The sequence below is a fragment of the Arthrobacter sp. TMN-50 genome, assembly GCF_054511125.1.
On sequence record NZ_JBTNDG010000001.1, the window covers coordinates 691,809 to 716,094 of the forward strand.

At 64.5% G+C, this 24,286-nt stretch carries 21 protein-coding genes and 1 pseudogene; 15 read left to right on the top strand and 7 right to left on the bottom strand.

Annotation, left to right across the window (positions count from 1 at the left end):
• The first annotated feature begins 1 nt into the window (after nt 1).
• From ACX80A_RS03370 to purM, 3 genes are read left to right on the top strand one after another with little or no spacing between them, the layout of a single operon-like run.
• The gene (locus ACX80A_RS03370) at nt 2–394 is read left to right on the top strand and encodes a hypothetical protein (RefSeq protein ID WP_459258253.1); all 393 of its coding nucleotides are present in this window, start codon (nt 2–4) and stop codon (nt 392–394) included.
• 41 nt (nt 395–435) lie between these two features.
• Nucleotides 436–1,995: an amidophosphoribosyltransferase gene (gene purF, locus ACX80A_RS03375; protein ID WP_459258254.1), complete on the top strand. Its 1,560-nt coding sequence runs from the start codon at nt 436–438 to the stop codon at nt 1,993–1,995.
• The gene (gene purM / locus ACX80A_RS03380; RefSeq protein ID WP_459258255.1) at nt 1,992–3,116 is read left to right on the top strand and encodes a phosphoribosylformylglycinamidine cyclo-ligase; all 1,125 of its coding nucleotides are present in this window, start codon (nt 1,992–1,994) and stop codon (nt 3,114–3,116) included. The genes purF and purM overlap by 4 nt, the downstream gene beginning before the upstream one ends.
• Before the next feature lie 52 nt (nt 3,117–3,168).
• On the opposite strand, the gene ACX80A_RS03385 is transcribed toward purM, so the two are convergent.
• Entirely contained in the window at nt 3,169–3,408 is a 240-nt protein-coding gene (locus ACX80A_RS03385) for a DUF3073 domain-containing protein (RefSeq protein ID WP_459258256.1), read from the bottom strand.
• A gap of 287 nt (nt 3,409–3,695) precedes the next feature.
• On the opposite strand from ACX80A_RS03385, the gene ACX80A_RS03390 reads away from it, so the two are divergent.
• The gene (locus ACX80A_RS03390) at nt 3,696–5,120 is read left to right on the top strand and encodes a hypothetical protein (RefSeq protein WP_459258257.1); all 1,425 of its coding nucleotides are present in this window, start codon (nt 3,696–3,698) and stop codon (nt 5,118–5,120) included.
• On the opposite strand, the gene clpB is transcribed toward ACX80A_RS03390, so the two are convergent.
• Nucleotides 5,117–7,714: an ATP-dependent chaperone ClpB gene (clpB, locus tag ACX80A_RS03395; protein WP_459258258.1), complete on the bottom strand. Its 2,598-nt coding sequence runs from the start codon at nt 7,712–7,714 to the stop codon at nt 5,117–5,119. The two genes, ACX80A_RS03390 and clpB, sit on opposite strands and share 4 nt — an antisense overlap.
• Nucleotides 7,715–7,851: 137 nt before the next feature.
• Nucleotides 7,852–8,850: an aldo/keto reductase gene (locus ACX80A_RS03400; RefSeq protein ID WP_459258259.1), complete on the bottom strand. Its 999-nt coding sequence runs from the start codon at nt 8,848–8,850 to the stop codon at nt 7,852–7,854.
• A gap of 114 nt (nt 8,851–8,964) precedes the next feature.
• On the opposite strand from ACX80A_RS03400, the gene ACX80A_RS03405 reads away from it, so the two are divergent.
• The 7 genes from ACX80A_RS03405 to lepB all read left to right on the top strand — a co-directional run bounded on the left by ACX80A_RS03405 (nt 8,965) and on the right by lepB (nt 16,882).
• Nucleotides 8,965–10,893: a penicillin-binding transpeptidase domain-containing protein gene (locus ACX80A_RS03405; RefSeq protein ID WP_459258260.1), complete on the top strand. Its 1,929-nt coding sequence runs from the start codon at nt 8,965–8,967 to the stop codon at nt 10,891–10,893.
• A 42-nt stretch (nt 10,894–10,935) separates the two neighbouring features.
• Nucleotides 10,936–11,484, top strand: coding sequence for a hypothetical protein (locus tag ACX80A_RS03410; RefSeq protein WP_459258261.1), 549 nt, complete (start codon nt 10,936–10,938; stop codon nt 11,482–11,484).
• 124 nt (nt 11,485–11,608) lie between these two features.
• On the top strand, nt 11,609–12,556 hold the full coding sequence (locus ACX80A_RS03415; RefSeq protein ID WP_459258262.1) for an AfsR/SARP family transcriptional regulator: 948 nt from the start codon (nt 11,609–11,611) through the stop codon (nt 12,554–12,556).
• Between the two features lie 137 nt (nt 12,557–12,693).
• Nucleotides 12,694–13,383: a response regulator gene (locus ACX80A_RS03420; RefSeq protein WP_459258263.1), complete on the top strand. Its 690-nt coding sequence runs from the start codon at nt 12,694–12,696 to the stop codon at nt 13,381–13,383.
• Complete coding sequence (locus tag ACX80A_RS03425; protein ID WP_459258264.1) at nt 13,376–14,719, top strand: sensor histidine kinase; 1,344 nt, start codon at nt 13,376–13,378, stop codon at nt 14,717–14,719. The genes ACX80A_RS03420 and ACX80A_RS03425 overlap by 8 nt, the downstream gene beginning before the upstream one ends.
• Before the next feature lie 76 nt (nt 14,720–14,795).
• The gene (locus ACX80A_RS03430; protein WP_459258265.1) at nt 14,796–16,400 is read left to right on the top strand and encodes a multicopper oxidase family protein; all 1,605 of its coding nucleotides are present in this window, start codon (nt 14,796–14,798) and stop codon (nt 16,398–16,400) included.
• Nucleotides 16,388–16,882: a signal peptidase I gene (lepB, locus tag ACX80A_RS03435; protein WP_459258266.1), complete on the top strand. Its 495-nt coding sequence runs from the start codon at nt 16,388–16,390 to the stop codon at nt 16,880–16,882. The genes ACX80A_RS03430 and lepB overlap by 13 nt, the downstream gene beginning before the upstream one ends.
• On the opposite strand, the gene ACX80A_RS03440 is transcribed toward lepB, so the two are convergent.
• Nucleotides 16,879–17,280 (bottom strand): YccF domain-containing protein, encoded by a 402-nt coding sequence (locus ACX80A_RS03440; protein ID WP_459258267.1) that lies wholly within the window; start codon nt 17,278–17,280, stop codon nt 16,879–16,881. The two genes, lepB and ACX80A_RS03440, sit on opposite strands and share 4 nt — an antisense overlap.
• A gap of 276 nt (nt 17,281–17,556) precedes the next feature.
• Complete coding sequence (locus tag ACX80A_RS03445) at nt 17,557–19,233, bottom strand: DEAD/DEAH box helicase (protein ID WP_459258268.1); 1,677 nt, start codon at nt 19,231–19,233, stop codon at nt 17,557–17,559.
• Nucleotides 19,234–19,537: 304 nt separating this feature from the next.
• On the opposite strand from ACX80A_RS03445, the gene ACX80A_RS03450 reads away from it, so the two are divergent.
• The 4 genes from ACX80A_RS03450 (at nt 19,538) to ACX80A_RS03465 (ending at nt 24,020) form a co-directional block, all read left to right on the top strand.
• Nucleotides 19,538–20,776, top strand: a complete 1,239-nt coding sequence (locus ACX80A_RS03450; protein WP_459258269.1) for a M20 metallopeptidase family protein — start codon at nt 19,538–19,540, stop codon at nt 20,774–20,776.
• A gap of 175 nt (nt 20,777–20,951) precedes the next feature.
• Nucleotides 20,952–21,728 (top strand): type 1 glutamine amidotransferase domain-containing protein, encoded by a 777-nt coding sequence (locus tag ACX80A_RS03455; RefSeq protein ID WP_459258270.1) that lies wholly within the window; start codon nt 20,952–20,954, stop codon nt 21,726–21,728.
• A 126-nt stretch (nt 21,729–21,854) separates the two neighbouring features.
• Entirely contained in the window at nt 21,855–22,736 is an 882-nt protein-coding gene (trmB, locus tag ACX80A_RS03460) for a tRNA (guanosine(46)-N7)-methyltransferase TrmB (protein WP_459258271.1), read from the top strand.
• Nucleotides 22,737–22,868: 132 nt separating this feature from the next.
• The gene (locus ACX80A_RS03465; RefSeq protein WP_459258352.1) at nt 22,869–24,020 is read left to right on the top strand and encodes an MFS transporter; all 1,152 of its coding nucleotides are present in this window, start codon (nt 22,869–22,871) and stop codon (nt 24,018–24,020) included.
• 46 nt (nt 24,021–24,066) lie between these two features.
• Here ACX80A_RS03465 and ACX80A_RS03470 read toward each other — a convergent pair.
• Both ACX80A_RS03470 and ACX80A_RS03475 read right to left on the bottom strand, forming a co-directional pair.
• Nucleotides 24,067–24,117: pseudogene (locus ACX80A_RS03470) on the bottom strand (hypothetical protein); the annotation flags it as partial.
• Entirely contained in the window at nt 24,114–24,248 is a 135-nt protein-coding gene (locus tag ACX80A_RS03475) for a hypothetical protein (RefSeq protein WP_459258272.1), read from the bottom strand. The pseudogene ACX80A_RS03470 and the gene ACX80A_RS03475, both read right to left, overlap by 4 nt.
• Nucleotides 24,249–24,286 lie beyond the last annotated feature (38 nt).

A 24,286-nucleotide genomic window follows, 5' to 3' on the forward strand; every position in this document is an offset into this window, starting at 1 on the left:
CATGAGTTCAGAGCAACAGCCACCCCGCGACGATGCCAAGGCAGCAACGCCCAACCGCGAAACACCGGTCCGCGAGACACCAGCCGCCACCGACGGCCCGGAAGAAAGCCCCGTCCGCCGTCAAGTGACGGTGCGGCGCGCACCGCGGTTCGCACCGTTCATGGGACTCGGCGTCCTCGTGGGGGTTATTGTCGCGGCGATCGTCGCGTATGCCGGCCCCGGCGATGCCACCCTGACCCGGGAATCCATCTTCGGATTCTTCATCATGGTGTTTGCGATCCCCGGCCTGCTGCTGGGCGCCCTCCTGGTCCTGGTGCTGGACCGGATCAGCGTCCAACGCACCCAGCGCGCGATCGCCGAGCGCACGTACGACGACGAGCTTCACACCGACTGACCGATGGGTGCGCCGACGCCAACGCGTGAGAGAATGATTCAATGGTTCGCGGTGACGGAAATCTTTCCCATGACCTTCTTCCAGGCGAGAAGGGCCCCCAGGATGCCTGTGGCGTTTTCGGTGTCTGGGCTCCCGGCGAGGAGGTGGCCAAGCTCGCCTATTACGGGCTCTACGCGCTTCAACACCGCGGCCAGGAGTCTGCCGGTATCGCCACCAGCAACGGTGAGCGGATCAGCGTCTACAAGGACATGGGCCTTGTCTCACAGGTCTTCGACGAGACCACCCTCAACACCCTTGAGGGGCACATCGCCGTCGGCCACTGCCGGTATTCGACGACCGGCTCTTCCAACTGGGCCAACGCACAGCCCACTCTGGGCGCCACCGCCGTCGGCACGGTAGCTCTCGCGCACAACGGAAACCTCACCAACTCGGCTGACCTGTACCAGATGGTCCTCGCCCGGCATGGGAAGCCCCGCAGCGGCGAGATGGCCCAGGGCAACACCTCCGACACCGCCCTCGTGACCACCCTCCTGGCAGGCGATGACGGCCGGTCCCTCGAGGAGACCGCCCTGGAGCTGCTCCCCAAAATCAGTGGCGCCTTCTGCTTCGTCTTCATGGATGAAGGCACCCTTTATGCTGCACGCGACCCTCACGGCGTCCGGCCGCTGGTCCTCGGCCGCCTGGAGCGGGGCTGGGTGGTCGCCTCCGAGCAGGCCGCCCTGGCCACCGTGGGCGCCAGTTTCATCAGGGAGATCGAGCCCGGCGAGTTCATCGCCATCGACGAGGACGGCGTCCGCACCCGGAAGTTCGCCGAGCCCACCAGGGCCGGCTGCGTCTTCGAGTATGTCTACCTGGCCCGGCCGGACGCTGCCATTGCTGGCCGCTCGGTATACGAAGCCCGGGTGGAAATGGGCCGACAGTTGGCCCGTGAGAACTCTGCCGAGGCCGACGTCGTCATCCCCGTCCCCGAATCCGGTACCCCAGCCGCCGTCGGGTTCGCCGAACAGTCGGGCATCCCGTTTGCGCACGGGTTCGTGAAGAACTCCTATGTGGGCCGCACCTTCATTCAGCCCAGCCAGACCCTCCGGCAGCTTGGCATCCGGTTGAAGCTCAACGCGCTGGAATCGGTGATCCGGGGTAAGCGGATCATTGTGGTCGACGATTCGATTGTGCGCGGGAACACCCAGCGGGCGGTGGTGCGGATGCTCCGCGAGGCCGGGGCCGCCTCGGTGCATGTGAAGATTTCCTCCCCGCCGGTACGGTGGCCCTGCTTCTATGGGATCGACTTCGCCTCCCGCGCCGAGCTCATCGCCAACGGGGCTGCCGTGGAGCAGATCAGCAACTCCATCGGCGCTGACAGCCTGGCTTACATTTCCGAAGATGGCATGATTGCCGCCACCGAGCAGCCCCGCGAACGGCTGTGCACCGCCTGCTTCACCGGCAACTATCCCATCCCGCTGCCCGCGGAGGAGCGCCGCGGCAAGAACCTGCTGGAACGGCTCGATCCGGCCGACGACCCGGGATCCAACGGGTGCGACCCTGGACCCGACAGCGAGTTCGAGGCAGTGCTGACCGACGAAGACAAGAAAGAACGGGTATGACCACCAACTCCCCTATTACGTATGCCAGCGCCGGAGTTGATGTCGAAGCCGGCGACCGCGCCGTCGAGCTGATGAAAGCTGCTGTGCAGGCCACCCATGGCCCGCAGGTGGTCGGCGGAGTCGGTGGGTTCGCCGGTCTCTACGACGTTTCCCGCCTCCTGACCTATCGCAAGCCCCTGCTGGCGACGTCGACCGACGGCGTCGGCACCAAGGTGGCCATTGCGCAGGCGATGGACATCCACGACACCATCGGGTTTGACCTGGTGGGCATGGTGGTCGACGACATTGTGGTGGTGGGCGCTGAGCCGCTCTTCATGACCGACTACATTGCGTGCGGCAAGGTGGTGCCGGAGCGCATCGCCGACATTGTCCGGGGCATCGCGGCGGCCTGCTCGGTCGCCGGGACCGCTCTTGTCGGTGGCGAGACCGCCGAGCACCCCGGCCTGCTGGGGGAACACGAGTACGACGTCGCAGGCGCCGCCACCGGCGTGGTGGAAGCCGATGCGCTGCTCGGCCCAGACCGTGTCAGGGAAGGCGACGTCGTCATTGGGATGGCCTCCTCTGGGCTGCATTCCAACGGGTACTCACTGGTGCGCCGCATCATCAACCAGGCCGGCTGGGCCCTCGACCGTCAGGTCAGCGAGCTGGGGCGCACTCTCGGCGAGGAGCTTCTTGAGCCCACCCGGGTCTACGCCGCGGACTGCCTCGATCTGGCCCGTTTCCTGCCGGTCGGTAACGACTCAAGCGTTCACGGCTTCAGCCACGTCACCGGCGGCGGTCTCGCAGCCAACCTGGCACGGGTGTTACCGCACGGGTTGGAAGCAACAGTGGACCGGTCCACCTGGGAGCTGCCGGCCATCTTCAAGCTGGTCGCGGAGCTTGGGGCGGTACCCCTGCCGGACCTGGAACGCACCCTGAACCTCGGCGTCGGAATGGTGGCCATCGTTTCCGCTCCGGCCGCTGATGCAGCGATTGCCCGGTTGACCGAGCGCGGGGTTCCCGCCTGGGTGATGGGGCAGGTGGCAGCAGCCTCCGCCAGTTCCACTGATGGACCCGATTATGTGCAGGGCGCCAAGGGCGTCGACGGCGGATCAGTGCGCCTGATGGGCCACTACGCCTAGGCTTTCAGCCCCCGTGCGGGTACCCCACTTTTGTGGTGCTACGGGCGATGAATCAACCAGTGCGGCGCGATCCGCCGTCATCCTCGTCGTCATCGTCCACATCGTCATACTTGTCCGCATACGCCGAATAGTCCGGTTCGACCGGCTCCATCGGACCTGCTGAACGTTTGGAGGCTCGCTCTCCTGGGCCTGTGAGCTCTCGCTGCAGTGCCGTGTAGTCAGTTGCGGGACTGAAGTACTTGATGTCCCGAGCCTGCTTGGTAGCTTTTGCCTTTTGACGGCCGCGCCCCATGGCGTGACCCCCTTTTGCGTCGATCCGGAGGTGGTCACTGGGGCCCTATCGGCCCAAGGCTGCAGCGAGGCCCCGGAGTATTTGGTCAGTTTGTCGTACCTATAGATTACATGCTTTCCCGGCTTCCGCGTGCGCTGCCCGGGCCACCCGCAAAACGTGATGCGTCGGTGGGGTTTCGACTCTGGGCAGGCCCTGCGTGGTGTGGGGGAAACTTGGCTAAAGTCGTACCAAACGAGCCTGCTTTTTTAGGCAGCCGCACGAGAACGTAGAAGGCAGGGCGGAACACCATGAGCGATCAGGAGCACACCCCACGGGGCTCCGCATCCAATCCGGAGCAGGACAGCGTTGAGGCGCCGCGGCCCGAACCTGTCGGGGCCGACGAAGTGCAACCTGTCGACCTGGATACCATGCAGCCCAGGGACGCCGATGTCTCTCCGGAGGGCATCGAACCGGAACTGACAGTGACCGCCGACGACGTTGAACTGGTGGAACCGTCCCTCAGCCCGGCTCAGATCAGTGAGGACGCGGCGCGGGACGCTTCTTTGGAGGAGACCGCCGCAGAGGCCCGGCGGGTGGAGCAGGAAGCGCTCGACGCCGGCCAGCTCGTGGCCGGGGCAGGGTCGGTCGTGGACCCGACGGCCGCGGCAGCATCCGCCGGCGGCGCGGCAGGCGACACTGAGGGAGAGAGCTCCCCTGAAGCTCCCGGTGCAGAAGATGGGAACGACGACGCTGTCAACACCAGCAATGTCGCTCCCACTGCAGTGAACTCCGTGGATGGGAACTCCGGAGATTCGAATTCAGGCGATGCAGACGATAATGACGGGCACCCCAGCGAATCCGGCCTGGCGCTGCCCAGTTTCGCCGCTGACGGGGACGCCCCACTGTGGACCGCTGCGGCAACCGATGAGGAACGGTGGGACCGGCTCTTCCACGACGCTGACCCCGAATCCGACGCCGACGCACCCGGCCCAGCCCCAGCGGTCAGTGCCGCCGCTGACCCTGACGCCGACGCCCCCGCCATCGCGGTCCCCACCACCGACCCCGCCGGATTGCCCGGCGGCGCAGCCGAGCCCCAGGGTAGCTACCCCGAGCTACCCCCTGAACAGTCAACCGAACCGGCTGGCGGACCGTATGGACTACCCCCGGCGGGCACCCAGCCTGTCCGACGCCGCGACGGACGACAGGCGGCAGGCAAAGGACAGCGGAAGAAGGGCCTCCTGATCGGCGGGGCGCTGCTCGGACTGCTGGCCCTGGGACTCCTCATCTGGGGTTTGGTATCCCTTATCGGCGGCCTGACGTCGGCGCCGGACAAGGAGCCGATCAGCAACGGCACACCGGGCGCCGACGGCATCATCGCCGAGAACGTCCTGCCCATCGACATCGAGGCGGGCCAGTGTCTGCGGGACTTCGTCGACATCAACACCGGGTCCACAGTGGTAACCTGCTCGACCCCACACAACGCCCAATTGCTCGCCACCGAGTTCTACGCCGACGGTGACGAGTTCCCCGGCGAGGACGCGCTGGCCCTCCGCGCACAGGAGGTGTGCGACGGCGTCGACCTTGATGAGGGTGCAGTCTCCCGCTACGAGAACCTCGAACTCCTGCGCGTCACACCGCAGCAAAACGCCTGGTCCGACGGCGACCGCCGGGTGGACTGCCTCGTGACCAGCAGTGAGGGCAATGTCATCAGCGATACCCTGATCACCGACTAACCCTCCTCCAGCACCTCAGCGGCCACGGTGAGACCGTCCGTTTCGCCGGTGCGGTCCACCAATACAGAGTCGCCGTCGTTGATGGTTCCAGCCAAGATGCCCCGGGCCAGCCGGTCTCCGATTTCCCGCTGTACCAGCCGCCGGAGGGGCCGCGCACCGTAGGCAGGGTCGAATCCAGTGAGGGCGAGCCATTCGCGTGCGGCTTCGGTCACCGCCAGGTTCAGTCGACGCTCGTGGAGCCGGGACGCCAGGGACTGCACCTGCAGATCCACGATGCGGGAGAGCTCGTCAAGGCTCAGGGCGTCGAACAGGACCACATCGTCGAGCCGGTTCAGGAACTCCGGTTTGAAGCTCGAGTTCACCACGGCCATCACCGCGTCGCGTTTCGCAGCGTCGGATAGGGACGGGTCAACCAGGAACTGGGATCCGAGGTTGGAGGTCAGCACCAGGATGACATTACGGAAATCAACGGTGCGGCCCTGCCCATCGGTGAGGCGGCCGTCGTCGAGCACCTGCAACAGGATGTTGAAGACTTCGGGGTGGGCTTTTTCCACCTCATCGAGCAGCAGCACGCTGTAGGGGCGGCGTCGCACCGCCTCGGTGAGCTGTCCACCCTCCTCATAGCCGACGTACCCGGGAGGTGCCCCCACCAGCCGGGAGACCGAGTGCTTTTCGGAGTATTCGGACATGTCGATCCGCACCATCGCGTGCTCGTCGTCGAACAGGAAGTCGGCGAGGGCCTTCGCCAGTTCGGTCTTCCCCACCCCGGTGGGTCCGAGGAACAGGAACGAGCCGGTGGGCCGGTCGGGGTCGGCGATGCCGGCGCGGGCGCGGCGGACCGCATCCGAGACGGTGGCAACCGCGGTGGACTGCCCGATCAAGCGGGATCCGATCACCTGTTCCATGTGCAGGAGCTTCTGGCTTTCGCCCTGCAGCATGCGTCCGGCGGGGATACCGGTCCACGCTGAGATCACCTCGGCAATATCGGCGGCGGTCACGTCCTCGGCGACCATCGGCAGCGGGGTGTCATCAGGCTCCGCGGCCTGCGCAGCATCGAGGTCGCGTTGCAGTGCGGGGATTTCGCCGTAGAGCAGCCGTGAGGCGTGCTCGAGGTCGCCGTCGCGCTGGGCGCGCTCGGCCTGCGAGCGCAGGTCCTCCAGGGCCGCCTTGAGGTCGCCGACCCGGTTCAGCCCCGCCTTTTCGGCTTCCCACCGGGCGTTGAGTGCCGCTAGCTTCTCCTTCTGGTCGGCCATGTCGGCGCGGAGGGCGTGCAGCCGGTCCTGGGAAGCGTCGTCGTTCTCCCCGGCCAGGGCCAGTTCCTCCATGGTCAGCCGGTCAACCGAGCGGCGCAGCTGGTCGATTTCCTCGGGCGCCGAGTCGATTTCCATGCGCAGCCGGGAGGCCGCCTCGTCCACGAGGTCGATCGCCTTGTCCGGGAGTCTCCGACCGGAGATGTACCGGTTGGAGAGGGTGGCCGCCGCCACGAGGGCAGAGTCGGCGATGGTCACCTTGTGGTGCGCCTCGTAGCGTTCCTTGAGTCCGCGGAGGATGCCGATGGTGTCCTCGACGCTGGGCTCGCCGACGTAGACCTGCTGGAACCGTCGCTCCAGGGCCGCATCCTTTTCGACGTTCTTGCGGTACTCGTCGAGGGTGGTGGCGCCGATCAGACGGAGCTCGCCGCGGGCCAGCATGGGCTTGAGCATGTTGCCGGCGTCCATGGAGCCCTCGGATGCTCCGGCGCCCACCACCGTGTGCAGCTCGTCAATGAAGGTGACCACCTGGCCGTTCGCCGACCTGATTTCCTCGAGGACGGCCTTGAGCCGCTCCTCGAACTCGCCTCGGTACTTTGCCCCGGCGATCATCGATCCGAGGTCGAGGCTGATCAGGGTTTTGTCGCGCAGCGACTCCGGAACATCGCCCGCCACGATCCGCTGGGCTAGACCTTCGACGACGGCGGTCTTTCCGACGCCCGGCTCGCCGATCAGCACCGGGTTGTTCTTGGTACGGCGGGACAAAACCTGGATGACCCGGCGGATTTCGCTGTCCCGTCCGATCACCGGATCGAGTTTTCCCGACCGGGCTACCTCGGTCAGATCGACGCCGAATTTCGCCAACGCCTGAAACGTGTTCTCCGGGTCAGCAGTGGTCACGCGCCGGTCGCCCCGAATACCCGGCAGGGCCGCCTCCAGCGCATCCCGTGAGGCACCAGCGGTGCGCAGGAGGGTACCGGTCGCGCCCGCGTCCGCAGCGACCCCCAGGAGCAGGTGTTCAGTCGAGATGAAACTGTCCCCCAGGACCTCGGCCTCCTGCTGGGCGGCTTTGATGGCCTGCAGGGTATCCCGGGAAAATTGCGCCTGTGCCGTCGATGTGCCCGACGACGACGGCAGCGCCTTGATAGCCGCGCTCGCCCGCGTGCTGACCGCGTCGGGGTCTGCGCCCGTTGCCTTGAGGAGTGCCACCGCAACGCCGTCGCGCTGATCCATCAAGGCTTTCAGTACGTGCGATGGGTCAACCTGCGGATTGCCTGCAGTGGAAGCATTCATCGCGGCTGCAGACAGAGCTTCCTGGCTTTTGGTGGTGAACTTGGCGTCCATAACTCAACCTTTCGAACAGCAGTAACCTTCAAGTTGAGTCTACCTCGCTCAACTTCGTCGCAGGAACGGTTCGCTGAAAGCATACGGACCTGCTCCGACCCCCAGTAGAGCACCACGGTCCGTCGATCGGTAGGGGACTAAGACTCCCTTCCCTGCGACACCCAGTTCAAATCGGCGCTCCGCTCCCCTACGACAAGAGCGGCGGCACCGTCAAGCAGATCGAGCTGGGCGTCGGAGAGAACAACAGCTGTGGCGGCAGCGTTCTCGTCGATGCGGGTGGGCTTGCGCGTGCCCGGGATGGGGACCACTGGGAGCCCGAACCGAAGACCCTGCGCCGTCAGCCAGGCGAGCGCTACCTGCGCTGCGGAGGCTCCGGCGTCGGCCGCAACCGCTTGGACCGCCTCGACGACCGACTCGTTGGCGGACATCGCGTCAGCCCCGAATCGTGGCACCCGGTGACGGAAGTCGCCGTCGCCCAGCGTTGCCGCCTGGACAGTACCGGTCAGGAAGCCGCGCCCCAGCGGAGAATAGGGGACAAATCCGACGCCCAGCCGGGCGGCCATCGGCACCACCAACGCCTCGACATCGCGGCTCCAGATGGACCACTCACTCTGGACTGCTGCAATAGGGTGCACCGCATGCGCCGTCTGGAGCTCAGCGGCAGTAACCTCGGACAAGCCAAGGTGGCGCACCTTGCCAGCGGTCACCAGTTCGGCCATGGCCCCTACCGTCTCCTCGATAGGGACACGGGTGTCACGCCGGTGCAGGTAATACAGGTCGATGACGTCCGTTCCGAGCCGGCCAAGGCTCGCTTCGGCCGCTTCACGCACATAACCGGCGTCGCCGCGGATTCCGGAATACCCCTGCGCGGGACTGCCCTGGATCCCAAATTTGGTGGCGAGCTGCACCTCACCGCGCCGATGCACGAGCAACCGGGAAATCAGCTGCTCGTTACTGCCCGCGCCGTAGACGTCAGCGGTGTCGATGAAGGTCACACCGATGTCCACGGCGTGGTGGAGGGTGGCCAACGCCGTGTGCTGGTCCGTTCCCCCGTAAACATCGGTCAGCGCCATGCCCCCGAATCCCTGGGCGCTGACAGTGAAACCGTTGGCAAGGTCAATTCTTGGAATCGTCATAGCAGGCATCGTAAGCCTTGCCCCGGTGGCGCGCGCAAGACTTACCAGCGGGCTACCGAACCCTGCCCCCTGGGCTCACCGCGACGACCGCGACGAGTAGGCAATAATGACTGGATGGGGAAATCTCGACGACCAACATCAATCCTGACGATTGCGGCGCTCGCGCTCGCGCTTACTGCCTGCACCGACACCCGTCCGACCGCCGACGACGCCGCCGCAAGGTTAGCTGAGGGCCTCAGCACCCTCGACGTCACCGGCACATCGTTCTCGACCGGATCCGTGTCCGCGGTCAATGAGGAACTCGCCACCATCACCGCAGCGCTCGACCCGCTGACACCCACCGTGTCCGTCGACGCCGTCGAGTCCGCCTCTGAGGATGAGGCCACCGTACAGTTGAACCACGTCTGGGATGTGGACGAGACCGACGATGACTGGACCTACAGCACCACCGTGAAGCTCACCCGAACCGACGACGTCTGGCAGGTCGTCTGGGACCCGGCCATCGCCGTCGCCGGTCTGACGGCCGGAGAAATCCTTGCTGTGGCAGCAGTGCCGGCCTCCCGCGGCGACATCCTCGGGGCGGGTGGCGAGGTGCTGGTGACGGATCGTCCGGTACTCCGCATCGGCATCGACAAAACCCAGTTCGACGGCGATCAGTTGGCAAGCTCGGCCGCCGACCTTGCCGACCTGGTAGGTGTCGACCCGGCGGGCTTTACCGCCCAGGTGGAAGGATCCGGACCGGAAGCCTTCGTTGAGGCAATAGTGCTCCGGGACGACACGTCACGGACCGTCACTGACGAGGCACTCGACGCCATCCCCGGGGCTCGGGCCGTCCCTGACAAGATTTCGCTTGCCCCCACCCGGACCTTCGCCCGTGAGCTGCTCGGGTCTGTGGGGCAGGCCAGCGCGGAAATGATTGACCAATCCGATGGGGAGCTCGAGTCCGGTGACATCACCGGACTGTCCGGGCTGCAGCTGCAGCACAATGCGCAATTGGAAGGCACTCCCGGGCTGGTCATCTCCGCTACGCCGTTGGAACCTGCCGACGACGGCGAACCCGAGCCGACTGTGCTTTTCGAAACGGAGCCATCGGAGGGAGTTCCGCTGGCTCTGACCCTCGATCCGACGCTGCAGTCCCTCGCCGAAGAAGTCCTTCAGGACGAGCCGTCGGCGTCGGCGCTGGTGGCGCTCCGACCCTCCTCCGGGGAGATCCTCACCGTGGCCAACGGCCCGGGCAGCGCGGGCCTGCAGACCGCACTGCTGGGCCAGTACGCGCCGGGCTCGACCTTCAAGATCGCCACCTCCCTAGCCCTGCTGCGCGAAGGCTTCACCCCTGACTCCCCCACCCAGTGCACCGAGGAACTGGTTGTCGACGGCAGGACTTTCAACAACGCCAGCACTTTTCCCGCAGCGTTCCTCGGGGACATTCCGCTGTTGCAAACCTTCGCCCAGTCCTGCAACACCGGGTTCATTGCGACCCGAGACTCCGTCTCCCAGGGAGAACTTTCGTCGGCCGCCGCTGACCTCGGCGTGGGCATCGAAGCGTCAATCGGCATCCCCGCGTTCTTCGGGTCGGTGCCGGACGTCGCCGACGGCACCGCTCACGCGGCGTCGATGATCGGCCAGGGCGAGGTTCTGGTCTCGCCACTCGCGCTGGCGGTCATGACCGCCAGCGTTGGAGCCGGCGAACGGGTTACTCCTACGCTCCTTGCTTCCGAACCAACGGAGGAAGCGACCGCACCACCGTCGCCCGCGGGCACCCCGAGCGCCCTCACCGCGGAGGAGGCTCAGACGCTGCGCACGCTGATGGCCGCCGTCGTCGCTGAGGGCGGTGCTACTGTGCTCGCTGGTGTGCCGGGTGAACCTGTGCTCGCCAAGACGGGGACCGCTGAGTTCGGCGACGATGTGCCGCCGCGCACCCACGCCTGGATTGTTGCGTTGCAGGGCGATCTGGCAGTCGCCGTCTTCGTGGAGGAAGGCGATCTGGGGTCGACGTCCGGTGGGCCGCTGATGGAGGCCTTCCTGCGGGGCGCTGAGGGCTGACAGGTCAGGGTTTTCCCATGGTCGGTCGACAACAATCGTGGCATGTCCGTCGACAACGTATCCCCCGGAGCGGATTCCGCTCGCGCCCGCGCGAAGACGGGTCTACGTCACCGAGCCCTGATCCCTGCCGCTTTGCTCCTCATCGTCAGCGCCCTCGTCGCTATTGCGCTGTCCGACGAGGAAACTCCTAGCGTTCCACTCGGCGCCTCCGCGGCCGTCACCGGCGGGCTAAGCCGTATTAACGGGATCATTCCCCTCGAAGCGGACAACTGGGACCCTGCGGGAAGCCCCGGCTGGCTGGACGACCCCGTCGGGGACGGCTCACATCGCATCAGGGTGACGCTGGAACTGACGGCTCTGGAACTCGCTGGTATGAACTTTGCCGCCGACGACTACACTATTGCGGGCGTAGGAACCGGCCGCTATGAGGTGGCGTGGGCTCCGGTCGAATCGGCGTTAGTCAATCAAGGGGAGAACCTCACCGTTGACTTGATCTTTGAACTACCGGATCAGGCAGTCCTTTTGTCCCTCGAGAACGACGACGGCGTACGCCTCTCCCTCGGCACCGAGCACCACTCCCGCGGGCAGTAACGCGCACCCCCAATTTTGGGGGTGCATACCCACCCCAGATGGGGCTTTTTGGCGGCGGCGGGAGAGCGGAAAATTTGAGCCATCCACTTTAGGGGGTTTCATCATGGATGCTATAGATCAACCAATGGCCAACCGTCCTGGCCCAGCACCCGTTCACCTATCAATCCAGATCATCGGCAAGCTGCGGGTCCACCGTGGGGAGGATGTCCTGGAAGCCGACCACTTCGGCGGTCCCAAATCGCGCCAGATCCTTGAGATCCTGTTACTGACACTAGGAACACCGGTGTCGAAGGATCGACTCGTCGAGAAGCTCTGGGGGAACCACCCCCCAGCCGAGTCAATGGCAACCCTGGAGAGCTACGTGAGCGTACTGCGGCGCCACCTTCAACCGGGCGCAGGCAAGGCAGGTCCCCTGCGCACATCGAACGGCGGCTATGTCATGGATCCGTCGTTGGTGGATCTTGATCTGGATCGTTTCAATTCCCTGGTGCGTGCGGCACGGGTGTCCTCACCCCCGGTTGCCTATCCTTTGCTCCAGCAGGCACTCGAACTGTCGGCTGACCCGCTGCTGGCCGACGAGCTTCGCCCCGAATGGGCGCAGGAGGAACGGGTCCTGCATTCTGCCCGGGTCACGTCCGCCCTGATCCTCGCTGCCGAAATCGCGTGTGTGCTGCAGCAACCGGGCGACGGAGTCCGTTGGGCACAGCGCGCCGTAGACGCAGATTTCCTCAACGAGGGCGCCTGGGCGGCGCTGGTTTTGGCCCTGGAGCAGGCGGGGCGGCACACCGAGGGCCTCCAGGCGTACGAGCGGTGCAGGCGTGCACTGGATCTTGAGCTCGGCTGCACTCCCGGACCTAAACTTCGGGATGCCCAGCTCCGATTGCTTCGCGCCACGGCGGACGGCCAATCTGAACTGGCCGACGTGCTTGCAGCCCTGCTGATTCTGCATGGCCGGGTGGAGGAGCATGCGCACCAAAATGTGGTCCCCCCTGAGCCCGCAATCGGGAAGACCGTTCGAATCGCGGGAGAGGTATTGTCTTCCTTCCTGCAGAAAGCTCTAGCAATCGCCTAACCCCCAGGGTGATGCTCAAGATTAGCGTAGTTTTTCCTCAAAGTTTCTACAAGATTTACTGGTTTCGCCGCTCCTGAGGATGCATACTCAAATTACACACACAGCTGTTGGGGCGTGACACCGTAGGGGTGATTGTCATGACAGTTCTTGCAGCCGATTCTGTTTCCGTCGAACTGAATCAGATCCGCGTCCTCATCGTCGACGATCACGCAACCTTTGCCGAATTGCTGGCCCAGGCGCTGGCACGGGAACCCGATTTGGCCAGCGTCGGTTTCGCGACCAGCATCGACACTGCGCTCACGCAATTCATGCTGCTGCGTCCCGACGTCGTCGTCATGGATTATCACCTGCCTGACGGTGACGGCATCACCGCAGCCGAACAGGTCCTTGCCCTGGCCCCGGACACCCGGGTGATCATGTTGACAGGCGATCCGGACCTGCAGGCGCTGGCCCGGGCGGCCAGCACTGGCATCTGCGCTTTCCTCCCGAAGGATGGCTCCCTGGTCACGTTGCTTGAGACACTCAGGCATGCCAGGAACGGGGGCATGATGGTGCATCCGCTTCTCGTTACCCAGCTCGCCGCGCGCAGAAAGCGGCCACCTTCCGACACCGGCTTTGCCTCTCTCACCCAGCGGGAGTTGGAGGTCCTGTCGCTGATGGCCGCGGGTAGCGATGTGCGTGCCAATGCGAGAACCCTGGGGATTACCGAAAACACTTGTCGAGGGTATGTGAAGTCAATTCTCGCGAAACTGGGGGCCCATTCACAGCTCGAAGCAGTTGCTGTTGCCGCCAGGCTGGGCCTCCTGATTGACCCCCGGCATGGGTAATAGTATCTGGCGCCGACGGACATCGATGGGCAGTGGGACCGTCGCGCAGCGCTCAGAGGTTCGCAGCGCGGTGGGGCGTTTCCTCCTGACCGGGCTGCTTGTCACGATGTTGATCGCCACGCCCGTCGCTTTTTGGATTCGGGCGGAAGCCGAGAACCATGCACTCGATAATGCGCAGCTCATCACCCAACGCCTCGCCGACTATGCGATCAGCCCGCTGATTAACGACCGCCTGGTCGCCGGCGACCCCGCGGCGATCGAGGAACTTGACGCACGGTTGAAACCATGGCTGGAACGGGGCGCCGTGTTGAGGATCAAGGTGTGGGACGACGACGGGCGGATCGTCTATTCAGACGTGCCATCCCTCATCGGCCAGCAATTCGACCTCCCCGACCGCGGTTTGGGTCTGCTCGCCGGAGCCAGTGGAACCGCCTCTTTGGAGAGTCAACGAGGTTTGGAGAACGAGTACGAAGCGGATTCCGGTGAACTGGTGGAGGTGTACGTCGGCTCGATGGCGGCTACCGGGGCACCGCTGATTTTTGAGGCGTATTACGACGACGACGGCGTTCGCGAGGAGCAGACCCTGGTGCTTTTGGCGATCGCGCCGATCTTCCTGCTCTCCTTCGGCGTCCTCCAACTGGCACAGTTGGTTCCAGCGGTCCGGCTCGCCCGCCGGATCCAGGCACACGAGGTGTCCCGACGCAAACTGCTGCAATACGCTATTGAAGCGTCGGATCTGGAGCGTCGGCGGATTGCCCGGGACCTCCATGACGAGGTAATCCAGGACCTTGCTGGGCTGTCCTACGCCATGGAAGCCGAGGAGAAACGGGGCGCGGCCTCCCAACGTCCCCTGTTTGGCCGGGTCCGGTCCATTCTTCAGGAAAACCTTCGGACGTTGCGCGCCATGACGAGTGAACTCTATCCCCCCGATTTGGACAAGCTGGGGCTACCCGCGGCTCTGACCCGGTTAGCGGAGTCTCTGCGCGAACAGGGCATCGACGTGGCGCTTCAGGTTCCGGACAATTACGAGATGGATCGCGACCACGCGGTCATGCTGTACCGGGTGGCCCGGGAGGTACTCACCAATACAGTGAAGCACGCTCATGCGAATACCGTCCATCTTTCGCTGCTGAGGGAGGATGGAAGTACTGTCCTGACCATCAAGGACGACGGCCGCGGTTTCAACCCGGAGGACGGTTCGCCGGACGGCCATCTGGGACTTCGGATCATGCATGACACCATCAGGGAAGCTGGCGGTTCACTTCAGGTGCTGTCCGGTGGAGGCAGCGGCACCTCGGTGATTGCAACCCTCAGCCACGTGCCCTCTGCAGCGTAGCCGCAGTCAGTTTTATACAGGCTTTTCACAAGCTAGCCCTGAGATCCTCAGCTAACCCAGATCAAAGGAGTTAGTGATGTCCATTTCACGTCGGCAGGTGCTCGTGGGCGGTGGGCTGGGAGCTCTGGGCGCAGGCGCCCTGCTCGTGCCGACTCGCTCAATCGACGCCAAATCCATTAGCCGGCTACCCTCGTGGGAAATGCCCCTCCCGTTTCGGACGGCGTTCGTCCAGGCCCCCATCCTTGAACCAGATTCCACGAGCATCGATCCGGTTGACGGCGCCCCGATCAATCACTACACGATCACCCAGATGGCCGCGACTGCGGCTATTCTCCCCCGGCTCAAAACGCCGATTCTCAGCTATAACGGCATATTTCCTGGCCCCACGATCAGTATTGACCAGGGCACCAAGGCCACGGTGAGGGTACGCAACCAGCTTCCACCGACCCACCCCTTCGATGGCCATCCTTTGACCACATCAACCCATTTGCACGGTTCTGCTTCCCTCCCCCAGTTCGACGGGTATGCGAGTGACATCACCCGCCCTGGGTTCCGCAAGGACTACCACTATCCCAACTTTCAGCCGGCCCGGACCCTGTGGTATCACGACCATGGTGTTCACTTCACCGCCCTCAACGTGTATTTCGGGCTGATGGCGCAGTATCACCTTCACGATGCAGTGGAGCGGGCACTTCTCCCCCAGGGCAAGTTCGATGTGGCCCTCAGCATCTCCGACGCTATCTTCGCAGCAAACGGCACCCTCGGCTACGCAGACAATGCTCACTCGGGGCTGTGGGGGGATGTCATCCTGGTCAACGGCCGCCCGTGGCCCGTGATGAAGGTACAGAAGCGCATCTACCGTTTCCGAATCCTCAACGGCTGCATTTCCCGCTCGCTGAGGCCAACGCTGAGTACCGGAGATCCAGTAACCTTTGTTGGCGGCGACGGCGGGCTGCTGCCGCTGTCCCAGACAGCGGCGATCTGGCGCCACGCCTCCGCGGAACGATACGAGATCCTCATCGACTTCCGGAAGTATTTCACCGGGCAACGCGTCCTGCTGCGGAATCTGTCGAACAAAAACAATGTTGACTACGACCACACCGACAAAATCATGGCCTTCGATGTCACCGACGAACCGGTCGACCGGAGCGACCCCACCTGGAACACCATCCCCGGCGTTCTCGCCACCAATAGCCCAGTCATGGCCCTCACCCCTTCCCAAGCCAAGAAGGTCCGCAGATTCCGGGTCAAGCGTGACGACGCCACCAACCTCTGGACCATCAACGGAGAGACGTGGCAGGACGTCATCACCAGCGGATATAAGCGAGTCATTGCGGATCCCGGGCTCGACGACGTCGAAATCTGGGAGTTTGAGAACAGTTCCGGGGGCTGGTTCCATCCCATCCACCTCCACCTCGTCGACTTCAAAATTCTGAGCCGAAACGGACGGGCTCCCTTTCCCTACGAAAAGGGACCCAAGGATGTGGTCTATGTCGGCGAGGGGGAGACGGTCCGGCTACTGATGAGGTTCGGCCCACACAAGGGGCGTTACATGATCCATTGCCATAACCTTCCGCATGAGGATCACGACATGATGGTGCAGTTCAGGGTCGGGTTGGACGAAAACACGGTCGATCCCAACGACCCACTCACCGCGGCTCCAGCCTCGTGGGACGAATAGGGGCAGCACCCCGCTGGGTCATCGCGGCAGCATTCGTGGGTGCCGCTGCCGTCCTCGGGCTTCGATTGACGGTTTTGGAACCCATCATCGTCACGTCGGACAGCATGGAGCCGAGTGTGCCCCGGGGCAGCATCGTGTTGCTCGTTAAAATGACGCCGAGCGGGGAGGCGGGATCCCTGGTCGCGTTCGACAACCCGGTAGATGGGGCGCTGACCCTCAAGCGCGTCGTCGCGATTGAGGGACAAACCGTAGCCATCCGGGATGCGGAGCTTTACATCGACGAGATCCGCTCCGACGAACCGTTTGTGGACCACGAAAGCATTGACGGCACCTACTACGGACCCGTCACGGTCCCGAAGGGCCACGTTTTCGTCCTGGGTGACAATCGGGCCACGTCCATCGACTCACGGGACTTTGGGCCGATCGCCGTCGGCCAACTGACCACTTCCGTCGTCAGGTTCTTGCCTATTGGCGCGCCCTAGCGCAGCTGCGGAACCGTGCTGCCGCGCGTCTCGATGATTTCCTTGCCAAGTGGTGTCAGCGAGATTGGGATCATTTTCAGGTTTGCGATGCCCAAAGGAATGCCAATGATGCTGAGGAACATGGGAATCGCCGTCAGAACATGCCCGATGGCCAGCCAGATGCCTGCGACAACAATCCAGATGACATTGCCCAGCGTGGAGAACGTGGAAGCCCTGCCGCCCCGGTCCACTATCGACCGGCCGAAAGGCCAGATAGCGTAGGCGGCAATCCTGAAGGAAGCAATCCCAAACGGGATGGTCACGATCAGCAGGCAACAGATCACACCGGCGAGGACGTAGCCCAACGCGAGCCAGATACCGCCGAAGATCAGCCAGATGACATTCAGAATTGCGTTCATGGGTTCAATCTTCCTTCAGAGGACTCGGCTGGTCTATGGGGGACAACCCTGAACAAGCGTTCGCGCACCCGCTCGCTACTCTGACGAGGTACCAAGGCCCAGCATACTGGTCTGTCCTGTTTCGGTGGTCAACCTGGACATTCGTGCCCGATATACGGTATGTCCAGCCCCAATATCCAGGTCGACCCCGCGCGTCCTGATAGCTCACCGTCAAGCGGTCGCGTAAGACGAAAGTGCCCCTCCCCGGAAGGGGGAAGGGCACTTAGCGAGGGCTAGCTAGTTCGAGCGGCGGTCATTCGACGCCGGCGCGGTGGCGCGACGCGGCCCGCTGGGTCGGCGTCCTGCGCCAGTCGACGGGGTGTGGTTGCGCTGGTTGCCCGGCTCCTGCTTGGCGGTCGCGGCACCCGAGCGGTGCACTGACTGCCCGTGGGGCGCGACGTCGGCTGCCCTGGCGCCGCTGGCCGGGCGACGGGTGCGGTTGCCGCCACCGTTACCTGAACCGGCTGGACGGTCGTCGTCGTCGCGACGGCGTGCGCCGCCGTTTGCGGCGGCGGTCTGGCCGCCGAAGCGGGCCGCGCGCGGCTGATCCTGGCGGCGATCGGACCGGTTGCCCTGGGGCTCAGCGGCAACCCTTCCGCGCCCTCCGCGTCCACCACGGCCACCCGTCGAGGGTGCAGCGGTACCGCGGCGCTTGCGCTGGGCATTGGCTCCGGTGGAGGTACCACCACCACGCTGGGCTTCGCGAGAGGCGACCAGCGACGCACGGGTGCGAGGGTCGATCTTCTCTGCGACATCACCGATCAGCTTGCCGACCAGCGGCGACGTGGCCTTTACGTTCTCAAATGCAACGTCGACGCCGGCAGCGCGCATCAGCTTCTGCACCTCGGACTTCTGCTCCGGCAAGGTGATCGTGACGACGGTGCCTGACGAGCCAGCCCGCGCTGTGCGACCCGAGCGGTGCAGGTAGGCCTTGTGTTCGGTGGGTGGATCCACGTGGACCACCAGTTCGACGTCGTCGACATGCACTCCGCGGGCGGCGACGTCGGTGGCGACCAGGACACGCACGTCGCCGGAGGAGAACTCGGCGAGGTTGCGGTCACGTGCGTTCTGCGACAGGTTGCCGTGCAGATCGACGGCCGGGATGCCGGCGTCGGTCAGGGTCTTGGCCAGTTTACGGGCGTGGTGCTTGGTGCGCATGAAGAGCAGGCGGCGTCCGCTACCGGAGGCGAGCTGAACGATCAGCTGCTTCTTCTGGGTCTGGTCGCCGACCAGCAGCACGTGGTGCTCCATGGTAGTGACCGAGGCCTGAGGGTCGTCAACCGAATGGGTCAGCGGATTGGTGAGGTACCGCTGTACGAGCTTGTCCACGCCGTTGTCCAGCGTGGCGGAGAACAGCAGGCGCTGGCCTTCCTTGGGGGTCGTGTCGAGGAGCTTCTTCACGACCGGAAGGAAACCGAGGTCGGCCATGTGGTCTGCCTCGTCCAGGACGGTGATCTCGACGGCGTCGAGAGTAATGATCTTCTGACGCATCAGGTCCTCAAGGCGGCCCGGGCAGGCGATAACAATGTCGACGCCGGCGCGCAAGGCTTTCTCCTGGCGGGCCTGGGAGACACCACCGTAAATGACAGTGGTGTTCAGACCAAGCACTGTGGCCAACGGCTCGATGGTGGCGTTGATCTGGGTGGCGAGCTCGCGGGTCGGGGCGAGGACCAGGGCCAGCGGACGGCCCGGTTTCCGGCGGTACGCGGCTTCCTGCTCGGCCAGGCGCGCCACCATGGGGAGCGCAAAGGCGAGGGTTTTGCCGGAGCCGGTGCGGCCACGGCCCAGGACGTCACGGCCAGCGAGGGTGTCCGGGAGGGTCTTGACCTGGATGGGGAACGGTTCGGTGATTCCCTGGGCGGTAAGGGTTTGGACCAGTGCCTTGGGCACACCGAGGGCGGCAAAAGTAGTCATGTAGGTACACGAACTTTCTTCTCATCTTCCCCACGAATCGGTTGACGCGAGGGGTTCGCCGAAGAAAAGTCAGACAGTGTCAACCGCGCTCACGATATTGGGAGCTCAAATGCGGGACAAAAGAAAGCGTTCATCGACGCAAGCTGCGGTAATAACCGGCTGCCTGGGAGTTTTTCCAGGCAAGCCGACACGCAGGCAAGTCCCCCAACTCTATCAGCGAATGCTCCCACCGACTTGCGCACGGGTCGGTTTGGCCGTGAACTGGGGGTGGAAGTGACTGACACCACAGCTACCGGGAGACCCGATGACAGACTCCACCGAGACAGTGCTGGCCGACGCGCACGGCATCCATGACGATCTGGTGCGGTTGCGACACCGGCTGCATCGGGAACCGGAGATCGGCCTGCAGCTGCCCAGGACCCAGGAGAAAGTGCTCGAAGCGCTCGACGGCCTGCCCTACGAGATCACCCTCGGCCAGGACACGACCTCCGTGACCGCGGTGTTACGTGGTCACGGCTCCCCTGCGTCGGCCGAGAAACCCGTGATCCTGCTCCGCGGAGACATGGATGCCCTACCGGTGCAGGAACAGACCGGAGTGGATTATTCGTCAACCATCGACGGTGCTATGCACGCCTGCGGCCACGACCTGCACACCGCCATGCTGACCGGTGCCGCCACTCTCCTCGCCGACCGGCGGGACCAGCTGCCGGGCGACGTCGTCCTCATGTTTCAGCCCGGCGAGGAAGGGTTCGACGGCGCCGGGGTGATGATCCGCGAGGGAGTGCTGGACGCTGCCGGGCGCAGGCCCGACGCCGCGTACGGGCTCCACGTCATGTCGGCACTCGCACCCAATGGGCTGATGTCAACGCGCCCCGGCACTTTGATGTCCGCCTCGGATGGGCTGCACGTGACGGTGCATGGGGCGGGTGGGCACGGATCGGCTCCGCATCTGGCGAAGGACCCGGTGACCGCCGCAGCGGAGATGGTGACCGCCCTGCAGGTGATGATCACCCGGCAGTTCAACATGTTCGATCCGGTGGTGGTGACCGTCGGAGTACTCAGGGCGGGCACCAAACGCAACGTCATCCCCGAGTCGGCCATGTTTGAGGCGACGGTCAGGACCTTCTCGGAGGCAAACCGGGAGAAGCTGCAGCACGTGATCCCGCGGCTTCTGGCGGGCATTGCCGCCGCCCACGGGGTTGAGGTGACTGTTGTCTACTCGACCGAGTATCCGTTGACGGTCACTGATGAAGCCGAGACGGAGCGCGCCGAATCGGTCATTGCCAACCTGTTCGGCTCCGACCGGTACAGCAGAATGGCCCAGCCGCTGAGCGGGTCGGAGGACTTTTCCCGGGTCCTGGCCGCGGTACCCGGCAGTTTCGTCTTCCTTTCGGCGGTCACCCCGGGAACCGACCCGTTGCAGAGCCCGTTCAACCACTCCCCGTACGCCACCTTCGATGACAACGTCCTGGCCGACGGCGCAGCCCTGTACACCCAGCTGGCCCTGGCACGGATCGCCGAGCTGGCCGCCGTCGTGAGCTGACTGGGGCCTCCGCTGCAGATACCGGCAGCCGCGCCCAATATGACTACCGCGGCTGCAGGAATCTGCAGCGCTGGCCGGTTCCTGCAGCGTTGGCCGGTATGGTGCACCGCCCGGCGCGAGGTGCACTGTGAGGGCTCCTCGCCTAGGGTGGAATCAACGACTAAAGGAGCATTCAATGAAAAAAGTCCTGCTTGTACTGACCAGCGTTTCCGAACTCGGCGATACCGGCGAGAAGACCGGGTACAACGTGGCTGAGGCTGCCCATCCATGGAAGGTTTTCAAGGATTCAGGCCACTTCGTTGACTTCGCCTCCATCAAAGGTGGCCAGCCTCCCCGCGACGAAGTTGATACCTCCGACCCCATTCAGGTGGCCTTCACCGAAGACGAAACCACGAAGGCCGGCCTCTACAACACGGCCCGGGTCGACGTGGTTGACCCATCACAGTACGACGCCGTCTACCTGGTGGGCGGGCACGGCACCATGTGGGACTTCCCGGACAGTGAAGGCCTGCAGAAGCTGGTGGCCAGCGTGTACAACGCCGGCGGTGTGGTCGGGGCGGTCTGCCACGGTCCTGCCGGCCTGTTGAATGTTGAGCTGGAGAATGGCCTGCGGCTTGTTGAAGGCAAGCGCGTCGCAGCGTTTACCAACGAGGAGGAAGTGGCTGCCGACAAGGACAAGATCGTTCCGTTCTTCCTGGCGGACCGCCTGGAAGAACAGGGCGCCACCCACGTATCCGCGGGTGTCTTCGAGGAGAAGGTCATCGTTGACGAGCGCTTGGTCACGGGCCAGAACCCGGCCTCCGCCGGCGGCGTGGCCAAGGAGATGGAGAAGCTGCTCGCTGAGGTCATCCATCAGGAAAAGGCCGAGGAACAGGACGAAGCCGCAGCCCTGCGCGCCGAGAAGGATGCCGAAAAGGCAGCAGCCGCTGCCGCAGCCGAGTCCGACCACTAGCCACCTCCCTGCGACGGCAACACCGTCAGGGCGCGCCCGCAGCAGTGGTTGGAATAACCCGCTTTGGCGGTTCTGTTCCTTCCACTGCTGCGGGCGCGTTTCGTTGTCTTGGATACCCTTAGACCAATGACTACTCATCCAGCAGCCCCGACTCCGGCCGAACCGCACCTGTCCCAACCGGTTTCCTTTGTGCGCAGGGGCTCCCGCCTGCAAGGCCGGCGTCGTCAGGCGTGGGCGGAGCTGGATGGGTTTGTGGTCGAGGTGCCGCGCAACACGATGGCCGATACCTCGGTGGATCCGGACTACCAGTTCGACGCCGCAGCCGAGTTTGATCGCGACGCTCCCCTCGTCGTCGAGGTGGGTTCGGGGCTCGGCGAGGCAATTACCCACGCCGCCGAACTGCACCCGGATTTCAACTTTCTGGCGCTGGAAGTCTACAAACCGGGCCTCGCGCAAACCCTGCTGCGGATCGAGCAGAAGAGACTGACCAATGTGCGCGTGGCGCAGGCGAACGCTGCCGAAGCCCTCGCCACCATGCTGCCGGAGGGGTCCGTCAGTGAACTCTGGGTGTTTTTCCCCGACCCGTGGCACAAGACCCGCCACCGGAAGCGTCGCCTGGTGAAGGCCGACTTCGCCGAGACCGCGGCCCGGGTCCTGGCGCCGGGTGGCCTCTGGCGGCTGGCAACCGACTGGTCCGACTACGCCGTGCAGATGCGCGACGTCCTGGACGGCTCAGACCAGTTCACCAACGTGCACGACGGCGAACGCATCGACGCCGACAGCCCCCTCACCCAGGTGTGGGAGAGCGGGGTGGAACTCGTGGTCGGTGGCGCTCCAGTGCGTGAGGGCAAAGACCCCGTCAGCACCGGGAACACCGGCATCAATGAGGGCATCGACACGCGCGGCGGGTGGGCCCCCCGCTTCGACGGCCGAATCCTCACCAGCTTCGAGAACAAAGCACACGAAGCCGGTCGGATGATCTTCGATCTGACCTATCGCCGGGCCTAGGCAAAAAGGTTTGCCATCCTTGTCCGAGCGCGCCCGCCTGCCGGACCTAAGAAATCCTGCTCAGCGAGACCCTCGGTGAACCGTCGCGGGGCGTGGGATGGGCATCCCAAGGGCAGCCGGGCATACAACCGGATGCTTTGGGCCCTGTTCTTCGCCGGGGTGGCGACCTTCTCCCAGCTCTATTCGGTGCAGAGCGTTCTCACAAGCATCGCCGACGACTTCGCCATTTCCGCTGCCGACGCCGCCCTGACCGTGTCGGCGGCGACGGTTGGTCTTGCGTTGGCGGTGCTCCCCTGGTCCTGGGCGGCAGACCGTGCGGGTCGCAAACGCGCGATGACCTGGGCGATCAGCGTCGCCGTCGTTTTCGGCCTGCTGGTGCCGTTGGCACCCACTTTTGGGCTGATGCTGGTGTTGCGCTTCCTGGAGGGCGCGGCATTGGGTGGGATCCCCGCCATCGCCCTGGTTTATCTCAACGAAGAAGTGCAGCGACTGCACGCCGCGGTCGCTGCCGGGACCTATGTCGCGGGGACAACCATCGGTGGGCTGTCTGGTCGGCTGGTGGCGGGGCCGATGGCGGACCTGTTGGATTGGCGGGCTGGCGTCCTCACGGCGAGCCTGCTGGCAGCGCTAGCGGCAGTGGCGTTCGTCTGGCTTGCACCGGCGCCGCTGGGATTTACTCCGGTGGTCCGGGGCGTTGGTCCCAGGCTTTCGGAGCGCATTGTCCACAACATTCGGTCACTGCGGCAGCTCGGTTTGTATGCCCAGGGGTTTCTGCTGATGGGTGGGTTCGTGGCGGTGTACAACTATCTGGGCTTCCGGCTTGAGCTGGCCCCGTTCGGGCTCCCGGTGGCGGTGATTAGCCTCCTGTTCCTCGCCTACCTCGCTGGGACGGTCACCTCCCGGGTGGCGGGAACCCTCGCCATCCGCTTTGGTCGGCTGCGAGTCATGCTGGCCGGGATCCCGGTCATCGTCGCGGGGCTGCTGATTACCCTTGCCGATTCCCTTCCCCTGATTGTTGTCGGACTGGTGATCTTCACCGGTGGATTCTTCACCGTTCATTCGGTGGCCGCCGGATGGACGCCGCGGCTCGCGGACGTAGGGAGCGCCCAGGCGTCCAGCCTGTATAACCTCTTCTACTACGCCGGGTCCAGTCTGGTCGGCTGGATTGGAGGCTTCTTTTTTGTCGGGTGGGGCTGGACCGGGGTAGCCCTATTCGCCTGCGGTCTGGCAGTAACCGCCGGCGTTCTCGCTGCTTCCACCCTCCGTGGCGCTCCAAACAATTGACAAATGACCGGTCAAGCTTCAGCTCGTCGATTGGAAGGTCTCGAAGGTAAGCGAGAGAACTGTAACCGGCGTCGAAATCATCGATGGATATCTCTATGCCAGCGCGCGCAACTCCCGGAGCACGCCGACCGCCTGAGGGCCGTCCAGCATCAGTCCGACCTCCGCGTCCAGCGCACCCCGGTTCGTCAACTCGGTGAGATCATCTTTCCGGGCAAGAGTCTGCTGCAATCTATGCCTGAAACTTAGGGGCGCCGCTGCAGCTGCAA

Bases quoted from the DNA above. Each gene is read 5' to 3' on its own strand.
- clpB (WP_459258258.1), bottom strand. From the start codon at position 7,714: ATGGACGCCAAGTTCACCACCAAAAGCCAGGAAGCTCTGTCTGCAGCC.
- ACX80A_RS03440 (WP_459258267.1), bottom strand. From the start codon at position 17,280: ATGAACGCAATTCTGAATGTCATCTGGCTGATCTTCGGCGGTATCTGG.
- ACX80A_RS03370 (WP_459258253.1), top strand. From the start codon at position 2: ATGAGTTCAGAGCAACAGCCACCCCGCGACGATGCCAAGGCAGCAACG.
- ACX80A_RS03415 (WP_459258262.1), top strand. From the start codon at position 11,609: ATGGCCAACCGTCCTGGCCCAGCACCCGTTCACCTATCAATCCAGATC.
- ACX80A_RS03420 (WP_459258263.1), top strand. From the start codon at position 12,694: ATGACAGTTCTTGCAGCCGATTCTGTTTCCGTCGAACTGAATCAGATC.
- purM (WP_459258255.1), top strand. From the start codon at position 1,992: ATGACCACCAACTCCCCTATTACGTATGCCAGCGCCGGAGTTGATGTC.
- ACX80A_RS03385 (WP_459258256.1), bottom strand. From the start codon at position 3,408: ATGGGGCGCGGCCGTCAAAAGGCAAAAGCTACCAAGCAGGCTCGGGAC.
- ACX80A_RS03465 (WP_459258352.1), top strand. From the start codon at position 22,869: ATGCTTTGGGCCCTGTTCTTCGCCGGGGTGGCGACCTTCTCCCAGCTC.
- ACX80A_RS03455 (WP_459258270.1), top strand. From the start codon at position 20,952: ATGAAAAAAGTCCTGCTTGTACTGACCAGCGTTTCCGAACTCGGCGAT.
- ACX80A_RS03390 (WP_459258257.1), top strand. From the start codon at position 3,696: ATGAGCGATCAGGAGCACACCCCACGGGGCTCCGCATCCAATCCGGAG.
- ACX80A_RS03430 (WP_459258265.1), top strand. From the start codon at position 14,796: ATGTCCATTTCACGTCGGCAGGTGCTCGTGGGCGGTGGGCTGGGAGCT.
- ACX80A_RS03425 (WP_459258264.1), top strand. From the start codon at position 13,376: ATGGGTAATAGTATCTGGCGCCGACGGACATCGATGGGCAGTGGGACC.
- ACX80A_RS03400 (WP_459258259.1), bottom strand. From the start codon at position 8,850: ATGACGATTCCAAGAATTGACCTTGCCAACGGTTTCACTGTCAGCGCC.
- trmB (WP_459258271.1), top strand. From the start codon at position 21,855: ATGACTACTCATCCAGCAGCCCCGACTCCGGCCGAACCGCACCTGTCC.
- ACX80A_RS03445 (WP_459258268.1), bottom strand. From the start codon at position 19,233: ATGACTACTTTTGCCGCCCTCGGTGTGCCCAAGGCACTGGTCCAAACC.
- ACX80A_RS03410 (WP_459258261.1), top strand. From the start codon at position 10,936: ATGTCCGTCGACAACGTATCCCCCGGAGCGGATTCCGCTCGCGCCCGC.
- ACX80A_RS03450 (WP_459258269.1), top strand. From the start codon at position 19,538: ATGACAGACTCCACCGAGACAGTGCTGGCCGACGCGCACGGCATCCAT.
- purF (WP_459258254.1), top strand. From the start codon at position 436: ATGGTTCGCGGTGACGGAAATCTTTCCCATGACCTTCTTCCAGGCGAG.
- ACX80A_RS03405 (WP_459258260.1), top strand. From the start codon at position 8,965: ATGGGGAAATCTCGACGACCAACATCAATCCTGACGATTGCGGCGCTC.